This is a genomic window from Mediterraneibacter glycyrrhizinilyticus, assembly GCF_015560805.1.
Classification (GTDB): domain Bacteria; phylum Bacillota; class Clostridia; order Lachnospirales; family Lachnospiraceae; genus Schaedlerella; species Schaedlerella glycyrrhizinilytica_A.
Genome location: NZ_JADMSO010000018.1, coordinates 1 through 15885 on the forward strand (window position 1 = coordinate 1; position 15885 = coordinate 15885).

13 protein-coding genes and 3 tRNA genes are annotated in these 15885 nt (G+C 49.4%); 2 read left to right on the forward strand and 14 right to left on the reverse strand.

Annotation, left to right across the window (positions count from 1 at the left end; translation table 11 throughout):
* Positions 1-854 precede the first annotated feature (854 nt).
* The 3 genes from xylB to I2H87_RS13070 form a co-directional block, all read right to left on the reverse strand.
* Positions 855-2324 carry a xylulokinase gene (gene xylB, locus I2H87_RS13060; protein ID WP_195610242.1) on the reverse strand — a complete coding sequence of 490 codons (1470 nt, stop codon included), beginning with the start codon at positions 2322-2324 and terminating at the stop codon, positions 855-857.
* Between the two features lie 102 nt (positions 2325-2426).
* Entirely contained in the window at positions 2427-3911 is a 1485-nt protein-coding gene (locus tag I2H87_RS13065) for an L-fucose/L-arabinose isomerase family protein (protein WP_009266987.1), read from the reverse strand.
* Positions 3912-4011: 100 nt separating this feature from the next.
* A complete protein-coding gene (locus I2H87_RS13070) occupies positions 4012-4629 on the reverse strand; it encodes a DUF4867 family protein (protein WP_009266988.1) in 618 nt (205 codons plus the stop codon).
* A 184-nt stretch (positions 4630-4813) separates the two neighbouring features.
* Here I2H87_RS13070 and I2H87_RS13075 point away from each other — a divergent pair, with 184 nt between their 5' ends.
* The gene (locus I2H87_RS13075) at positions 4814-5644 is read left to right on the forward strand and encodes an AraC family transcriptional regulator (protein ID WP_009266989.1); all 831 of its coding nucleotides are present in this window, start codon (positions 4814-4816) and stop codon (positions 5642-5644) included.
* A gap of 122 nt (positions 5645-5766) precedes the next feature.
* Here the strand turns inward: I2H87_RS13075 and I2H87_RS13080 are convergent.
* The 11 genes from I2H87_RS13080 to I2H87_RS13130 form a co-directional block, all read right to left on the reverse strand.
* Positions 5767-5838 (reverse strand) — tRNA-Cys (locus I2H87_RS13080).
* A gap of 26 nt (positions 5839-5864) precedes the next feature.
* Positions 5865-5936 (reverse strand) — tRNA-Glu (locus tag I2H87_RS13085).
* Positions 5937-6040: 104 nt separating this feature from the next.
* Positions 6041-7411: an MATE family efflux transporter gene (locus I2H87_RS13090; RefSeq protein WP_009266990.1), complete on the reverse strand. Its 1371-nt coding sequence runs from the start codon at positions 7409-7411 to the stop codon at positions 6041-6043.
* A gap of 39 nt (positions 7412-7450) precedes the next feature.
* Entirely contained in the window at positions 7451-8851 is a 1401-nt protein-coding gene (locus I2H87_RS13095) for a DUF6612 family protein (protein ID WP_009266991.1), read from the reverse strand.
* A 128-nt stretch (positions 8852-8979) separates the two neighbouring features.
* Complete coding sequence (locus tag I2H87_RS13100) at positions 8980-9714, reverse strand: DUF3810 domain-containing protein (RefSeq protein WP_117549900.1); 735 nt, start codon at positions 9712-9714, stop codon at positions 8980-8982.
* Positions 9711-10394 carry an ABC transporter ATP-binding protein gene (locus I2H87_RS13105; protein WP_022151204.1) on the reverse strand — a complete coding sequence of 228 codons (684 nt, stop codon included), beginning with the start codon at positions 10392-10394 and terminating at the stop codon, positions 9711-9713. Before I2H87_RS13105 ends, I2H87_RS13100 begins: the two co-directional genes overlap by 4 nt.
* A gap of 2 nt (positions 10395-10396) precedes the next feature.
* The gene (locus tag I2H87_RS13110) at positions 10397-11206 is read right to left on the reverse strand and encodes an ATP-binding cassette domain-containing protein (RefSeq protein ID WP_117549902.1); all 810 of its coding nucleotides are present in this window, start codon (positions 11204-11206) and stop codon (positions 10397-10399) included.
* A 29-nt stretch (positions 11207-11235) separates the two neighbouring features.
* Positions 11236-12051 (reverse strand): ABC transporter permease, encoded by an 816-nt coding sequence (locus tag I2H87_RS13115; protein ID WP_117549904.1) that lies wholly within the window; start codon positions 12049-12051, stop codon positions 11236-11238.
* Positions 12048-13040, reverse strand: a complete 993-nt coding sequence (locus I2H87_RS13120) for an ABC transporter permease (protein WP_117549906.1) — start codon at positions 13038-13040, stop codon at positions 12048-12050. Before I2H87_RS13120 ends, I2H87_RS13115 begins: the two co-directional genes overlap by 4 nt.
* A gap of 62 nt (positions 13041-13102) precedes the next feature.
* Positions 13103-14749, reverse strand: a complete 1647-nt coding sequence (locus tag I2H87_RS13125) for an ABC transporter substrate-binding protein (RefSeq protein ID WP_117549909.1) — start codon at positions 14747-14749, stop codon at positions 13103-13105.
* 68 nt (positions 14750-14817) lie between these two features.
* A tRNA-Ala gene (locus I2H87_RS13130) sits at positions 14818-14890 on the reverse strand.
* Between the two features lie 345 nt (positions 14891-15235).
* Between I2H87_RS13130 and I2H87_RS13135 the strand changes: the two genes are divergently transcribed.
* Positions 15236-15742 (forward strand): QueT transporter family protein, encoded by a 507-nt coding sequence (locus I2H87_RS13135; RefSeq protein WP_009266998.1) that lies wholly within the window; start codon positions 15236-15238, stop codon positions 15740-15742.
* Positions 15743-15885 lie beyond the last annotated feature (143 nt).

Here is a 15885-nt window from a genome sequence, read left to right on the forward strand (position 1 = left end):
AATGGTAATTTCAGCTGACGAGCTGTATAATTATCATTGGTATTTTGATTTAGTAGCATAATTCATTATACCAAAAATCGCCCAGACCGTAAGGTCTGAGCGATTTTCTATTAGGGGAGTTTTTTTACAGCCCCTTTATCGTATAGTGCATGGAATCTTCGGCTGTTACATTTCTTGGCTGTCAGATATAGTTTGTTTTGAAGTTGTCGAACTTTTTCTTTGGAGTTGTTAGTCTTCATGACATTCTCTCACTCTTCCCCTCTCTACAAACATGAATGAAGTAAGGAGCCTTCCCATAAACTGCGTTTTCTTGCACAATCATTATCGGTACTATGTTCCTCTCCGACTCCCTCCCATCAGAAATGCGATTTCGCCAAGCTTATACGCTTTCTCTTTACCTTTCGGTGATGGGTAGGGTCTCTCCAGTTCCGAACCACACTTTCCATACATACCGTTTCCTATATACCGAGAGATTCTTCCGTGCTGCTTTCCAGTTTCTTCACACGTTCCATGGTTTTCGCCTATATACACAAGACTCAACTTCTCTTTACTCTCTTTCGAGACCTTTTTAACGATACGGCAGAATTCACTTTATGTTACGGTCTGCATGTTTGCTCGCTCCTCTTATCAAGGTTACTTTATCCACTCGCTTAGCACCCTGTATTACTACAACGCACCGAGTTTAGCTACACGGCTCACTGGCGATTACCGTGACCGGACTTGCACCGGCAAGTGTGGTCCAGCTTCGCTGGACACACTATACAAAAAAGGGGAAAGCACCTATTTTGATGTTTTCCCCAAAAACTTCCATTCTTCCACTTTTCTTGCCGAATACCGGATTTTTAATCCTTTCCTTACGCCAGTTCCCGGAACAGTCCTTTCACCGCCGGATAGATCTTTCTGAATTTCTGATACCGTTCCTCATATTTTGCCGCCAGCTCTGCATCCGGCTCCACGGTATCCACAACTTTTACCAATTTCTGTGCCGCTTCTTCCACAGACGCAAATTCACCGCAGCCGACCGCCGCAAGAATCGCGCCGCCGTATCCCGGTCCCTCCTCGCTTTCGATCACATCTACTTTCAGATTCATCACATTTGCGATGATCTTTTTCCAAAGCGGACTCTTCGCGCCGCCGCCGCAGATCTTCGTGCGCTCGATCCGGATACCGAGACTTTTCGCCACTTCCAGCGAATCGCGAAGTCCGAATGCCACGCCCTCCAGCACTGCCTGCGTCATCTCCTCCCTTGTCGTATCCATCGACATTCCGATAAATGCCGCGCGCGCTTTCGGATCGTTGTGCGGAGAACGCTCTCCCATCAGATACGGCAGATAGAATACGTTATTCTCGCCGAGTTTCGTGATCGCTTCCTGCTCTTTGGAATACTCCGCCGTCTTCAAAATCTCATCCATCCACCATTTGTTGCAGGAAGCCGCGCTCAGCATACATCCCATCAGATGATAATATCCGTCCGCATGGTCAAACGAATGAAGCGCATTGTGTTCATCCACACCGAACGTTTTGCTGGAAATAAAAATCGTACCGGACGTTCCGAGTGAAATGTTGCACATTCCGTCCCCGACGGTTCCTGTTCCGACTGCCGCCGCCGCATTGTCTCCGGCGCCCGCAACTACTTTGACATTCTCCGAAAGCCCCAATTCTGCCGCGATCTCCGGCTTTAATGTTCCGACAACTTCATAACTCTCATATAATTTCGGAAGCTGCTCTTCTGTCACTGAACAGATTTCCATCATCTCTTTTGACCAGCATTTATTTTTCACATCCAAAAGCAGCATGCCGGACGCATCCGAATAATCGGTGCAGTGTACGCCGCTTAAGCGGTATGCCAGATAATCTTTCGGAAGCATGATCTTTGCGATCCGCGCAAAATTTTCCGGCTCATTTTCTTTCATCCATAGGATCTTCGGCGCTGTAAATCCTGCAAATGCAATATTTGCCGTGTACTCTGACAATTTTTCTTTCCCGATCACCTGATTCAGATAATCGGTCTCTTTCTCGGTTCTTCCGTCGTTCCAGAGAATTGCCGGGCGGATCACCTCGTCATTTTTATCCAATGCGACAAGCCCGTGCATCTGTCCGCCGAAACTGATTCCGGCTACTTGACTTTTATCACACTCCGCCGTCAATTCCCGGATTCCCTCCATAGACTGTGTAAACCAGTCTTTCGGATCCTGCTCCGACCATCCCGGATGCGGAAAATACAGCGGATATTCTTTTGACACGATTTTGTGGATCTTTCCGTTCTCGTCCATCAACAGCAGTTTTACCGCAGAAGTTCCGAGATCAACACCAATATACAACATAACGTTTCCCTCCTTGTTTTTATTGAAAAGGGACAGCTCTCTCAAAAAGAGGGAACCGTCCCCTTGGGATTATCCTGATGATTTATGTCCTTTAAAATTTTCTTATTTCCACGGATTCTCCGTCGGATAACGTACGCCTGCCGGCTGGTTATATCCGATCTCCTCAACCGGAACGCCGATGTATTTGAATACTTCAAACAATGCTTTTCCATGGTTGCCAAATGCCACTGCACCGTGATGCGGATAGTTGCCCTCGATCAATACATGACGGTAGAATCTTCCCATCTCCGGAATTGCAAATACACCGATGGATCCGAAAGAGCGTGTCGCTACCGGAAGCACTTCTCCCTGTGCGATGTATGCGCGCAGTTTGCAGTCTGCTGTGCTCTGCAGACGGAAGAATGTGATATCTCCAGGTGCGATGTCACCCTCAAGTGTTCCCTGTGTCACTTCTTCCGGAAGAGATCTCGCCATGATCAGCTGATATCTCATCTCACAGAATGAAAGCTTGCTGGACGCTGTATTTCCGCAGTGGAATCCCATAAATGTATCTTTGTGTGTATATGGGAATTTGCCCTCGATCTCTTCTTTGTACATATCTGCCGGAACGTTGTTGTTGATGTCAAGCAGCGTCACTGCATCCTGGCTGACTACGGTTCCGATAAACTCGCTCAACGCTCCGTAAATGTCTACCTCGCAGGATACCGGAATGCCCTGTGCGGTCAGACGGCTGTTCACATAACACGGAACAAATCCGAACTGTGTCTGGAATGCCGGCCAGCATTTTCCTGCGATCGCAACATATTTGCGGTATCCTCTGTGCTCCTCTACCCAGTCTTTTAAGGTCAGTTCGTACTGCGCCAGTTTTGCGAGGATCTCCGGTTTCTTATTTCCTGCACCAAGTTCTTCTTCCATCTCTTTCACCACTGCCGGGATTCTTTCGTCTCCTGCATGTTTGTTGAATGCCTCAAACAGATCCAGCTCGGAGTTCTCTTCAATCTCGACGCCCAAATTGTAGAGCTGCTGGATCGGTGCGTTACATGCGAGGAAGTTCAACGGACGCGGTCCGAAGCTGATGATCTTTAAGCTGTTCAATCCGATGACTGCACGGGCGATCGGACGGAATTCCGCGATCATATCCGCACATTCCTCTGCGGTTCCGATCGGATATTCCGGAATATATGCTTTTACATTTCTCAGTTTCAGGTTGTAGCTTGCGTTGAGCATACCACAGTATGCGTCTCCTCTTCCCTGAACAAGGTTGTCGCCTCTTTCTTCCGCTGCCGCAACGAACATCTTCGGCCCGTCAAAATGCTTTGCAAGCAGTGTCTCGGAAATCTCCGGTCCGAAGTTTCCAAGATATACAACAAGCGCGTTACATCCTGCTTTCTTGATATCCTCAAGAGCCTGTACCATGTGGATCTCGCTCTCTACGATACAGATCGGACATTCGTAAATATCCGCGTCTCCGTATTTTTCTTTGTATGCTTTCATCAGAGCTTCTCTTCTGCTTACAGACAGACTCTCCGGAAAACAATCTCTGCTCACTGCAACAACTCCGATTTTCAATTCTGGCATGTTATTCATTGTAATACTTCCTTTCTTTGCTTTCTTGACTTTCTTTGCTTTCTTGACTTTCTTTGTTTTATCTTTGCGTCTTTCTTCACCTTACCCGTTTTCTCTCGGCTCAGATCTCGATATTCTCGCCTTTCAATCCGCAAAACGCACCGTCAATCCCGGCTTCCTCATGGGCGATCAGCCATTTATTCTTTGCGGTAATCAGACGTTCTTCACCGTCCTCCCCTGCCGGGAATGTCAGATCGGTGTTTGTTCCCGCCGGAAGTACGACTACGCAGCGAAATCCGCTCTCGCCCTCCGCTGTACACGGCGCATAGTGCAGCGTCGTCGCATATACTTCGATCACCGTTCCCGCCGGAACGAGGAACGCCTCCACAAGCGAAGTGTCATATGTATAGTCCGCCTGAATATCCTGCTCTGCTCCCAGCAAAAGCACAAGATCATTCACTGCGATATTGATCTCCGAAGAACGGTGATATTCCAGCGCATTCAGCTTCTTGTTGTCTCCGTTGCAATACCCGATCTGGATCGGCAGTCCTCCAAACGCACGGTTCTTCATCTCCTCCGCGTCCGGCAGCGCCTCCATCTCTTCAACTGACGGAACATATACAACCTCTTTTGTGAGTGGTGTGTGTTCCATTTCTTTTAAGATACCGGCTACATGATATCCGTTCAGAACTTTTCCGTATTTTTTGAATGATTCGTCATTCACATTTTGGATCTTCATCAAAGTCCTCCTTTCCGATTTCCCTGTATGCCAATATCATAGCAAGATTTTTTGTGAAACTCGACCATTTATTTATCTAAAACATGGCACTTTTTTGTCCTTTTTTATGTTACAATAAAGCAAGAAATACAAAACCAGATAATATAAAGAGTAATCATTAAGAAACATCATTCAGGAGGTCACCATGCAGTACAGTCATGAACTGATCATGCCAAATAAAGATCTGCCGTTTAAAATGTTCCTTTTCGAGGGAAAGGACGGCAACTATTTTCGGGACAAGCACTGGCACCGTTCGATCGAGATCTTCGCAGTGCTTGACGGAGGACTCGTTTTTCATATCGGAGACCGTACTTATCCGCTCTCCCGCGGTGAATTTATTCTTGTCAATTCCAACGAGATCCACTCCGTCGATTCGCCAAAACCGAACCGCACCGTTGTACTTCAAATACCGCTGAAAACATTTGAAGAATATTTTACCGGCGATCAATTTATCTTATTTTCGCACGACCCGAAAATACAGGATGAACAGGTCATGGCGCTGATCCGCGAAATGTACGACGCGTACACCGGAAAAGACTGTGGCTACGAAATGAAAGTGAAGAGTCAGTATTATATGCTACTCTATCTTCTTGTCACAAAATACCGGGAACTCGATGTCAGCCGTGACGCTGTAAAGCGCAGCAAAAAACTGACGAAATTGTCCGCAATCACGAACTACATCAAAGAAAATTATACCGAAGACCTCTCTCTTGAAACGCTCGCGGAGATCTTCGGCTATTCTCCCGCCTACCTTTCCCGAATGTTCCAGAAATACGCCGGAATCAACTACAAGTCCTATTTACAGGGAATCCGTCTGGAATATGCCTACCGGGAACTGCTCGAAACCAACCACACGATCAGCGATACCGCTTTGAACAACGGCTTTCCGAACAGTAAAGCATTTTCCAAAGCATTTACAGAAAAATACGGACGGCTCCCAAGTGAATTCCGGCGGGAGCAGAAAAAACGATTCTGAAAATACAAAGCCCCTTGAGATGCAAAAAACATCATCTCAAAGGGCTTTCTTTTTCATTTTTCTGTAAAATGCAAACACCCCCGGAACGCTGTACTTCCAACGTTCCGGGGGTGTCTAAGACGAGGCGCAGACCGGATTTGAACCGGTGAATCAGGGTGTTGCAGACCCACGCCTTACCACTTGGCTACTGCGCCTTATAACACTTATTCATAAGTGTCAGTGACTCCAACGGGAATCGAACCCGTGTTACCGCCGTGAAAGGGCGATGTCTTAACCGCTTGACCATGGAGCCATTATCGGTCAACCGCTAAGCAGTGACCGATAATTATATTAACACATCTACATGTAGATTGCAAGTGTTTTTTCATTTTTTTACAATGAATCTCTTTTCTGCTTCTAATCCACGGACATATTATCCTGATATTTCTTAAAAATGTGCCTCAGCATGATCACTGCGCAAATACTCAGTACCAGTTCCGCTCCTGCCTGTGCGTATGCCAGTCCGTAAAGCGGAAACAGATAATTCAGCAAAAACAGCAGCGGGATTTCCAATATGACTTTCCGCATGATCGCAAAGATCAGCGCATATTTGCCAAATCCCAATGCCTGAAATACACCCACAGATAAGAAGTCCACACACAGGAATACAAATCCCAGACTGAACCCTCTCAAAAATGCCGCTCCATAGGAAACGATCGCCTCATTATCCATAAACGCACGGACGATCCCACCGGCGCCGATGTTGTAAAGAACGGTCATCGCCGCAAGGATCGGAAGCATGATCTTCATCGCAAACAAGATCGTGTCTTTCATTCTCCGCCGGTTTCCGGAAGAAAATGTATAGCTGACCAGCGGCATGATCCCCTGTGAAAATCCAAGCGTGATCTGCATCGGAACCATATAAATCTTATAAGAGATTCCCATCGACGCCACCGCATCCGCACCGTAAACAGAAGTAAAATTGTTCAGGATCGTCATTCCGGTCACGTTCAGAAGATTCTGGATCGACGCCGGGATTCCGACACTGCATATCTCGGCTGCGATCGCTTTCTTAAAGCGGAACCGCTTCGGGTTCACACAGACAAATGTTTTCCCCCTTTTTACATACAGCAGAACGAAGAAATAAAGACACGCCGCACAATTGGAAATAAAAGTAGCGCATCCGGCGCCTGCCGCCCCCATATCCAATCCCCAAGGCAAAATAAAAATGGGATCCAGTATAATATTGAGGATACAGCCGCTCATCGTTCCGATACTCGCATGAAGTGAAGCGCCCTCCGACCGGACCAGATATGCCATGACCACATTTACGATCGCCGGAGCTGCTCCTAATGATACTGTCCAGAACATATACCCCTGTGTGGCGGCTCTCGTCGTCTCATCCGCACCGATCAGCGTAAGAAGCGGACTGCCGAATACCGTGCAGAGAATCCCGAAGATAATACCGCTGACCAAAGCGCAGTAAAATCCAAATGCCGAGCTCTCCTCCACCGTATTGTAATCTTTTCGTCCCATCGCACGGCTCATCATGCTGGATGTGCCGACGCCGAACAGATTATTGACCGCATTGAACGCCAGCAGCACCGGAGCTGCCAGCGCAACTGCCGCATTTTGTACCGGGTCGTTGAGCATTCCTACAAAATAAGTGTCCGCCATATTATAAAGTACCATGACAAGAGAACTAAACACCATCGGAATACTCAGTTGGGCAACCGCCTTTGGAATCGGCATACTTTCAAATAATTGGATCTTCTGATTTTGTTCCATAAAATAACTACTCCTTTTTCTTCCCCTTTCCCGCCGATACTATTCCTGACAATTCATCTGCATGGACAATACTTTTCCGTCCGGGTCAAAGTTGATCTGACAGCTGCGGAAGAAATGTTCTGCATCATGCCATGTATACATACTGACAGACTCATTTTCAAATACGTCCTCACATTCCCCGTATTTTTTCAGCACATCTTCTTTCAGACTTCCGATCTGTACGCCGCCCGGAAACTGTACCGTCAGCCCTCCGGCTTCCAGCGCCTTTGTATCCACGGAAATACTTCCGATCAGACATTGACTGACCGGCAGAGCTTCCGCCGACGGATTGACTAATGTAACTTTCAGTCGGTTTCCCGCCGTATCATTGTAATATCCCGTTATATATTCTCCGATCTCCACGGTCTGATCTTCCGCTGTCACAGACTGATCCATCTTAAGTCCCGCGGCTTCCAGATCTGCCGCCGCACACGGCAATGTTACCACCGCGTCATTGAGCTGAACCGTATAACTGTCCCAGCTTTCACCAAGCGCTTCGGACTTCGATGCCGCATCCATTTCACCGACGTCTTCCGCCGTAAACTGATCGATCCCGGTCACGACCGGTCCGTTTTTTACCTGTGTACGGACTTCCTCCGGAACCTGCACCTTTTCCGCCGTATTATATTCCAGGATCGTCAGATCCATATAATAAGTATTGATCTCATTTTCCCCAAAACCAAGCGTCTCTGCAGCACTTTCTTTCAGATCCACAAAGATTCTGGCCGGAAGCAGTTCCTCCTGATAAACCAAAATCTCGCATGGGAACCGCATCTGCTCCAACGCCCCCTCTGTCAGTCTTCCGCCTAACCCGAGTGAATTGAGCATCTTCGCATCCGCCGCGCCCTCAAGAACGTCTCCTGCGACAGCTCCGGTCAGCTTATAGCAGGCTTTTCCGTTTACCTCCGCAGTTTCCTCTTCCAGCGTCAGCGATCCCGCTTCCTCGGCAAATTCTTCTGCGATCTCTTCCGCAATCTCCGGACTCAATTCGATCTCCGCATCCTCCGCCGGACTGCGCGACCATGTATTCTGCATATTGGTATAAGACACCGTCTCATCCTTTTCTTCGGTCTGGTAAATCTCCGTGTCCAGCGTATAGCCTCCGCCCTGTACGTTCACTTCGATCTGCCCTTTTGCATGGACCGCCTCCGACTTCCGATCCGTTTCCATATCCAGATCCATTTTTACACCGGATGCCGATCCCGCATTCCCGGTTTCCGCCTCCAAGATCAGATTACATTTCATCGACTTCACAAATTCGCTCTCTTTTTCCATCATCTGCAGAAGCGTCTCCGCTGTCTTTGGGTCCTGTTCTCCCGCGCATCCCGTAAATACTGCTGTCATCACAAACACGCCGATCCCCAGTACGATCCGACGACATTTTTTTATTTTCCGATCCAAAAAATCACTTCCCTCTTTTTTCAAACACTGTTGTTAGCGTCGATGTACAAGGGAAAACACGCCTGCTTGTACACCGACGCTACTTCTTTATTATAGACTGCCTTTACATCGTTGCACAAGAAAGAATTTTATCTGCTTCCTTCCTGCTCCGTCTTCCGGTAAGAAACCAGCAGATCCACCATCCGGTCATAACTCTTTACCCCGTCGCTCTGCCCGTTCACTTTCAGGTAAGTATCATTGATCTGATTGGCGACCTCCGACACTTTCCCCTCATACGAATCCCAGAACCGGCTGTTTGCTTCCAGATCCGGCTCCACGCTCTGATCCAGACCGGAACGTACTTCCTGCCAGACCTCATGATCCGCGCGATACAGCGCATTGGTGCTGTAAATCCATGCCATCAGATATCCGCTGTACTGAAAATCGATCCTCTCTGCATGCTCGCATGCCAGAAACGCGATAAAATTCGCTTCCTGTTCCTGCATAAATCCACGCAGATGCGACAGTTCGTGACATGCAGTGAACGGAATGTTATAAGACTGCATATCTCCGTTATAATTTGCCTCGACCGTAAACGGCGCATAGATCCCCGTCAGACTCTGATAGGAAAGGATTTCCGAAACGATCAGCTTTTTCGGACGCGGATAAAATCCCTGTAAAGATTCATACTTTGCGGAAAGCGCCTCCATCGCCCGCACTGCATCCGTCTCCTCCGGCGCATCCAGTCTCATTTCTCCGTCTGCAAATCCCGGTATCTTCGCCGCACAAAAAAGCAGGATTCCGGAAACCAGAAGCAACACACACGAAAGATACGGCAGAAAATAAGAAATCTTTTTCCGTCTTTGTCCCTGTTTTTCTTTCATCTCCCAGCCCCCTGTTCCGCCTGAAGATCGATCTGCCGCGTACAGATCCGATCCAGCAGTTCCCGGTCATGGCTGACTGCCAGTAGCCCGATCCCACGACGCCGGATCTCATCCATCAGAAAATGCCAGATCTCACTCTGTGTCACAAGATCCAGCATTGTCGTGATCTCGTCCGCAAGCAGAAAACGGGTGCGCTTCCCAAGCGCCCGCGCAATGCAGAAACGCTGCAGTTCTCCGCCGGAAAGTTCCTGCGGATACCGTCCCATCCATTCTTCTCGTATCCCCAATGCATCCAGCACACGAAGTTCCACCTCATCGCCCTCCGCGATCATATTCCGCATCCGCATTTTCGGATCCACTGCCAGCTCCGGCTGCTGCCAGATCATCTGCACCGGACAATATCCGCGATACGAAGCAAGCGGCTTTCCATCCAGAAGAATCTCTCCGGCGGACGGTTTCAAATATCCCGCCAGCAAACGGCACAACGTAGTCTTTCCAAATCCACTCGGTGCTGCTGCGCCAACCAGTTCTCCGCTCTCAAGCGTCAAATCGAAACGGGATAAAATTTCCCTCGTCGTTCTGTTTCTTTTCGTTCGTTTGCTCTCATTTCCCGGAAATCCGATCTCATTCATCCCGGACATATCATACGAAAAACAAAGCGCTTTTGCTTCCAGTTTCATCTTCATCTCTCCTCATCATTTGCACCACGAGCCGATACAGACCAATGAGACGGCATCGCCCTCCAAAGTGCCTTTGTGTAAGGATGACGCAGTGTTTCTTCCGCCTGAAAATCCGCAGGAAACGCCTCTTCCGCCACACGCCCCTCATGCATCACCAAAATACGGTCTGCCGTCTCGACCGCCAGTTCCAGATCATGGGTGATCACAAGCACGCTGCTCCCCATCTCCGCCAGTTCCCGAAAATGTCCCATGACCATCTTGGCTGTCTTCTTTTCCAGTCCCGGTGTCGGCTCGTCCGCGATCATCAGCTTCGGTTCTTCGATCGTCGCCGCCGCGATCAACACCCTCCTGCTCATTCCTCCTGACAGCTCAAACGGATACAGCGCCGCCGCATCCTCCTTTAAATGATAACGTTGAAAAATTTCTTTCAGCTTTGCTTTTTTCTGTGGATCCCGGCTTCCCTTTAATATCTGTGCGCCCGATTTCATCAGCGGATCCAAATAAGACGCCCCCTGCGGAACCAGTAAAATTTCGCTTCCGCGCAGTTGTTCGATCTGTTCTTTCTCCAGCAGTCTTCCACGATAAAAAATCTCCCCATCCATCGAAGCATTATAAGGAAGAAGCCCCATCACGGCATGTGCCAGCAGACTTTTTCCCGACCCGCTCGCACCGACAAGGGCGGTCACTTCTCCGGCATATGTGGAAAAAGACAGCCCACATACATTTTCGATCGTCCGCCGCTGTAGCCCGCGGGTATACTGCGTAAAAGAAATATGTAGTTCTTTCAACTCCAAGATTTTCTCACTCTGCATCTTTTTCCTCCCCTTAATCATGCACGTCCTTAATCATGCACGCTGCCCGGATCCGTCAGTTTCCGCAGATTCTGTCCGACCGCATAAAACAGTCCGGTCACGATCGTCAAAAATACCCCCGGGAACACCGCAAGCCACCACTGCCCTCCGAGCAGATACCGCATGGATTCCGCCAGAATATTTCCAACCGCCGGCTGGTTCGACGGCAAGCCAAATCCAAGGAATGTCACACTGGATTCATGCAGCACCGCGTGCGGAAACAGGAGAACCGTCCCGACAAGAAACTGCGGCAGCACATGTGGGATCACATGACGCCGGATCAGATGCCATTTACTTTTCCCCAATTTCTCGGCAACCTGAATGTACGGACTTTCCCGCAATTGGATCACCTCCGCCCGGATAACACGGGTCAGCGCCGGCCAGTGCGTCAGAGCGATCCCCACAGCCACCCCGAAAAATCCTCTTCCCAATGCCACGGTGACCAAGATCAAAAGCAGGATATGCGGGATCCCCAGCACAAGATCGATCAAAAAGGATATCACAGCATCCACTTTCTTTCCAAGGACTGCAGCCGCGATCCCCAATATCAGTGCGATCCCGGCGCTCACAGCCGCAGAAACGATCCCAAGCCCGATACTGAGCGCAAGTCCCCGTAGCGTCCTTGCAAACATATCTCTCCCCATCCAGTCTGTGCCAAATGGATGTGCAAGACACGGCGCGATATTTTTCGCGGTAAAATCAGTCGCCACCGCCACATCCGCAAAGTAAATCCCTCCGATTCCGACCGCAAGCAAAAAGAACATCGCGCCAACCAGCCCGATCAGACTCCGTTCTCTCATCGTCATCTCTGTGCGCCTCCTTTCCGGATACGCGGATCAACCAGCCCATACAAGATATCCGCGGTCAGATTTCCTGCCGCCGCCAGCGCCGCGCAGATCAGCGTCACAGCCATCAAAAGCGGCATATCGCTTCCAAGTCCTGCCTGCACTGCCGCCTGTCCCAATCCCGGATAAGAAAAAACCTGTTCCACCAGCACCGAACCGCCGATCAGCTCCCCGATGGAAGCCGCCTGTAATGTGATCGCCGGGAGCAGGATATTGCGCAGTCCGTGCCGCCAAAACAAACGAAACCCACGCTCCCCTCCCGCACGGGCAAACAGCATATAATCGCTGTCCATTACCTCGATCATTTTTTCTCTCGTGTGCAACGTAATATTCGCGGTTCCGGTCAGACTCAACGTCAGCGCCGGAAGCACAAAATGTGAAATCCGCTCCGCCAGAGACACTTCGGACGCCGCAACACCGATCGGTACGCTCATCCCGATCGGGAACCATCCAAGCCAGACTCCGAAGACGATCAAAAGCAGCATAGCGACCCAGAATGCCGGAGTGTCCGAGATCAACAGGCTGTACCCGCGGATCAGCCGGTCGCACCACTTTCCACGCCGCATCCCTGCCACCGCGCCGAGCATTACGCCGAGAAGTCCCGACAATGCCCACGCAAAAAGCAGCAGCGGCAGCGAGTTTGCCAGCCGTACCGCGATCACCTGACTGACCGGCTGCCGATATAAAAGAGACGTTCCCATATCCCCTTTCAGAAAATCTGTGATCCATGCAAGGTACTGCTGAACCGGAGAGGCATTCGTCCCCCAGTATGTTTCCAGTTTTTCAATCTGCTCGGCGCTCATACTGCCAAGCGCAGTCTGTCCCACATTTGCCTGAAGAGGATCCACCGGCGAACATTTCATCAATGCAAATGCGGCGATGCTCGTACAAAAAAGAAGCAGCAAAAACCGTATGCACTTTTTCCCGATACGAATCCATGTATCTCTCACAGCGATCCTCCTTCATTTCTTCTATTTCTTATGTGTTTTCCACATTCACTGCTTTTTTCAGATCAGTTTTCCACATTCCATGACCACTGATCCACATTATTCACGATCGACCACCCATGTCCGTGTGGATGGATCTTCTGCTCCGCAACCTGCAGTCCGTCCCGCACAAAATACAGATGATCGATGTTGCAAAGCCAGATCCACGGAATATCTCCCTCCTGCGTAATTCCGGTCGTACCATCCCACTGTGCTTTTTTCCATAATTCATAAGATTCCGTCTCCGAAGATGCGGCAAGCGCCTGATCCATATACGAATCTACCGATGCATTTGCATAAGGAGAGTACTGTGCCGTCTTTGCATCTCCCATCGTATGGTAAATGTTGTAAAGTTCCATCGGCGTATGCGCTCCCCAGCCCCATATCATCGGATCCGACTGCGCCCGGTCATACGCGGTATCCCAGCCGACTCCCTCAACCGTCACTTCAATGCCGAGTTTGGCAAGCTGATTCGCTGTGTCCTCCGCAAGCGCCTGCCTGACAGAATCTCCGTTATTAAACAATAATGTGAACGCTGCTTTCTCTCCGTCTTTCCTCCGGATCCCGTCTTCAGCCATTTTCCATCCGGCTTCGTCCAGAAGCTGTTCCGCCTGTTCCGAATCATAAGAAACGGCGCTCTTTTCATTATACCACGGCATCTGATCGCAGACACTGTACGCCTCAGTTCCGTATCCATTCAGTACATGCTCGATCATTTCCTCCCGGTCGATTCCGATGTTGATCGCGCGGCGCACGTTTACATCCGCGGTAAATGCATTTCCATACACAATACCGTCACGCGTCTCTTCCTCACTGCACGGCAGATTAAATCCGCGGTTATCCACCGTATGAACTGCCATCAGATGATATCCCTCGATTTCCTGATCGCTGTACGAAGCTGCCGTGTGCGCTACATCTGCCTGACCTGCCAGCACTGCCGCAAGCGCCGCATCCTCCTCCATGAACAACACCGTCACGGTTTCCATTTTCGGAGCCTCCCCGTAATAGTCCGGATTTGCCTCAAAAATCATCTGCTGTCCTCTATCCCATTGTTTCAGCTGATATCTTCCCGAGCCAATCGGATTCTGCCCGTAATTTTCGTCGTATGCATGCTTGGGCATGATCCCCACGACCGCCATCGTATACGGCCAGATCGAGTATGGTTTTGTCATGGAAAATTCCACCGTTGTCTCGTCCAGCGCTCTCGCTTCTTTCAGCATCGTAAAGTCTGCCACAGTGCTTTCATCCCGGCAATGATTGTATGTAAACGCCACATCTTCCGCGGTCAGTTTTTCCCCATCTGTAAACGTCACGTCATCCCGGATCGTCACCGTCCACGTCAGACCGTCCTCGCTGACTTTATAATCGACAGCAAGATCTTTTCCGATCTGCAAGTCTTTTGTTGTAGTCGTCAATGTGCTCTGGATCAGCGGTTCATGGGTATGTTCCCCGGCACCCCAGCCATATGCCGGATCGAATCCCGCCTCCGGCTCCGACGTCTTCGGCATCGTCACGACCACTGAATCTTTGCTTTCCCCTGTCAAATGTTCCTGTCCTGTCTTCTCCGATACTGCGTCCTTTTTTCCGCAGCCTGCCGCCAGACTTCCGGTCATCCCGATCAAACAGACCGCCGCCAAACCTGCCAGCACAGCCCTCTTCTTTCTCATCTTCATTTTCTCTCCTGTAAGTTCAAACTATCTCAGAATACAATAAAACCCGGTACAAACTGTACCGGGTAAAGTGGAGAATACGAGATTCGAACTCGTGACCTCCTGCTTGCAAGGCAGGCGCTCTCCCAACTGAGCTAATCCCCCATATCCATTCTATATTGCTTCATCGAACTTTTATAAAATAGCATATTCCAAACGTTCTGTCAACTGTTTTGAAGTGATTTCGTTGTTTTTCTGTGACAAATTCCGGACAAACCTTGATTTTCCACTTTACTCATGATATACTACAACACGTTGCAAAGCCCACAAAAACAAGGTCTTATAAGGGTTTCGCCGATTTCCGGCGCAAGCCAAATACCTACGGTATTTGACTCTCGCGACATTCGCCAAATGGATGTGCAAGCACCTCCACATGGCTCATTGTTTCACGGAAATGAATCGAGTGTTCGTGACCTTCCACTCGTAAAACAAAACTAAAGGAGCTTAAAAATGAAAGAAAAGAAAACCTTCTCTGTGCTCTTCATGGCACAGGCAGCGATGATCGCTGCAATCTACGTCGTAGTAACTCTTGTGTTCGCGCCATTCAGTTATGGTGAAGTGCAGGTTCGCCTGTCCGAAGCACTGACGATCCTCCCGGTGTTCACTCCGGCTGCAATTCCAGGACTTTTTATCGGCTGTCTCATCAGCAATATCTTAGGCGGATGCATCATCCCGGATATTATTTTCGGTAGTCTTGCCACTTTGCTTGGAGCGGTCTTCACTTACATGCTTCGCAATCGGAACAAATTCCTTGCACCGCTGCCGCCGATCCTGTCCAATATACTGATTGTACCGTTTGTACTTCGTTATGGATACCAAGTGCCGCTGCCGATCCCATTTATGATGCTGACCGTCGGAATCGGTGAAGTCATCTCCTGCGGTGTGCTCGGCATGATCGTCTATGCCGCATTGAACCGTTATAAACATACCATTTTCAGAACGGCTTCGCTTTCATAGATTGAAGCAGATAAATCACCGGAAGTGCCAAAAGGCACATTCCGGGATTGTAAGCAGTCGCCAAGGTCTCGGGCAAGCCCGGACTTTGGCTCGTCGCCTCTACAAGAAAAGACGTCGAAACAATCTTTCCCCGGAACTCCAAG

What these genes read in the sequence shown, in the direction of transcription:
- xylB (WP_195610242.1), bottom strand. Translation starts at nt 2,324, where the DNA reads ATGTTGTATATTGGTGTTGATCTCGGAACTTCTGCGGTAAAACTGCTG.
- I2H87_RS13065 (WP_009266987.1), bottom strand. Translation starts at nt 3,911, where the DNA reads ATGAATAACATGCCAGAATTGAAAATCGGAGTTGTTGCAGTGAGCAGA.
- I2H87_RS13070 (WP_009266988.1), bottom strand. Translation starts at nt 4,629, where the DNA reads ATGAAGATCCAAAATGTGAATGACGAATCATTCAAAAAATACGGAAAA.
- I2H87_RS13075 (WP_009266989.1), top strand. Translation starts at nt 4,814, where the DNA reads ATGCAGTACAGTCATGAACTGATCATGCCAAATAAAGATCTGCCGTTT.
- I2H87_RS13090 (WP_009266990.1), bottom strand. Translation starts at nt 7,411, where the DNA reads ATGGAACAAAATCAGAAGATCCAATTATTTGAAAGTATGCCGATTCCA.
- I2H87_RS13100 (WP_117549900.1), bottom strand. Translation starts at nt 9,714, where the DNA reads ATGAAAGAAAAACAGGGACAAAGACGGAAAAAGATTTCTTATTTTCTG.
- I2H87_RS13105 (WP_022151204.1), bottom strand. Translation starts at nt 10,394, where the DNA reads ATGAAACTGGAAGCAAAAGCGCTTTGTTTTTCGTATGATATGTCCGGG.
- I2H87_RS13110 (WP_117549902.1), bottom strand. Translation starts at nt 11,206, where the DNA reads ATGCAGAGTGAGAAAATCTTGGAGTTGAAAGAACTACATATTTCTTTT.
- I2H87_RS13115 (WP_117549904.1), bottom strand. Translation starts at nt 12,051, where the DNA reads ATGACGATGAGAGAACGGAGTCTGATCGGGCTGGTTGGCGCGATGTTC.
- I2H87_RS13125 (WP_117549909.1), bottom strand. Translation starts at nt 14,749, where the DNA reads ATGAAGATGAGAAAGAAGAGGGCTGTGCTGGCAGGTTTGGCGGCGGTC.
- I2H87_RS13135 (WP_009266998.1), top strand. Translation starts at nt 15,236, where the DNA reads ATGAAAGAAAAGAAAACCTTCTCTGTGCTCTTCATGGCACAGGCAGCG.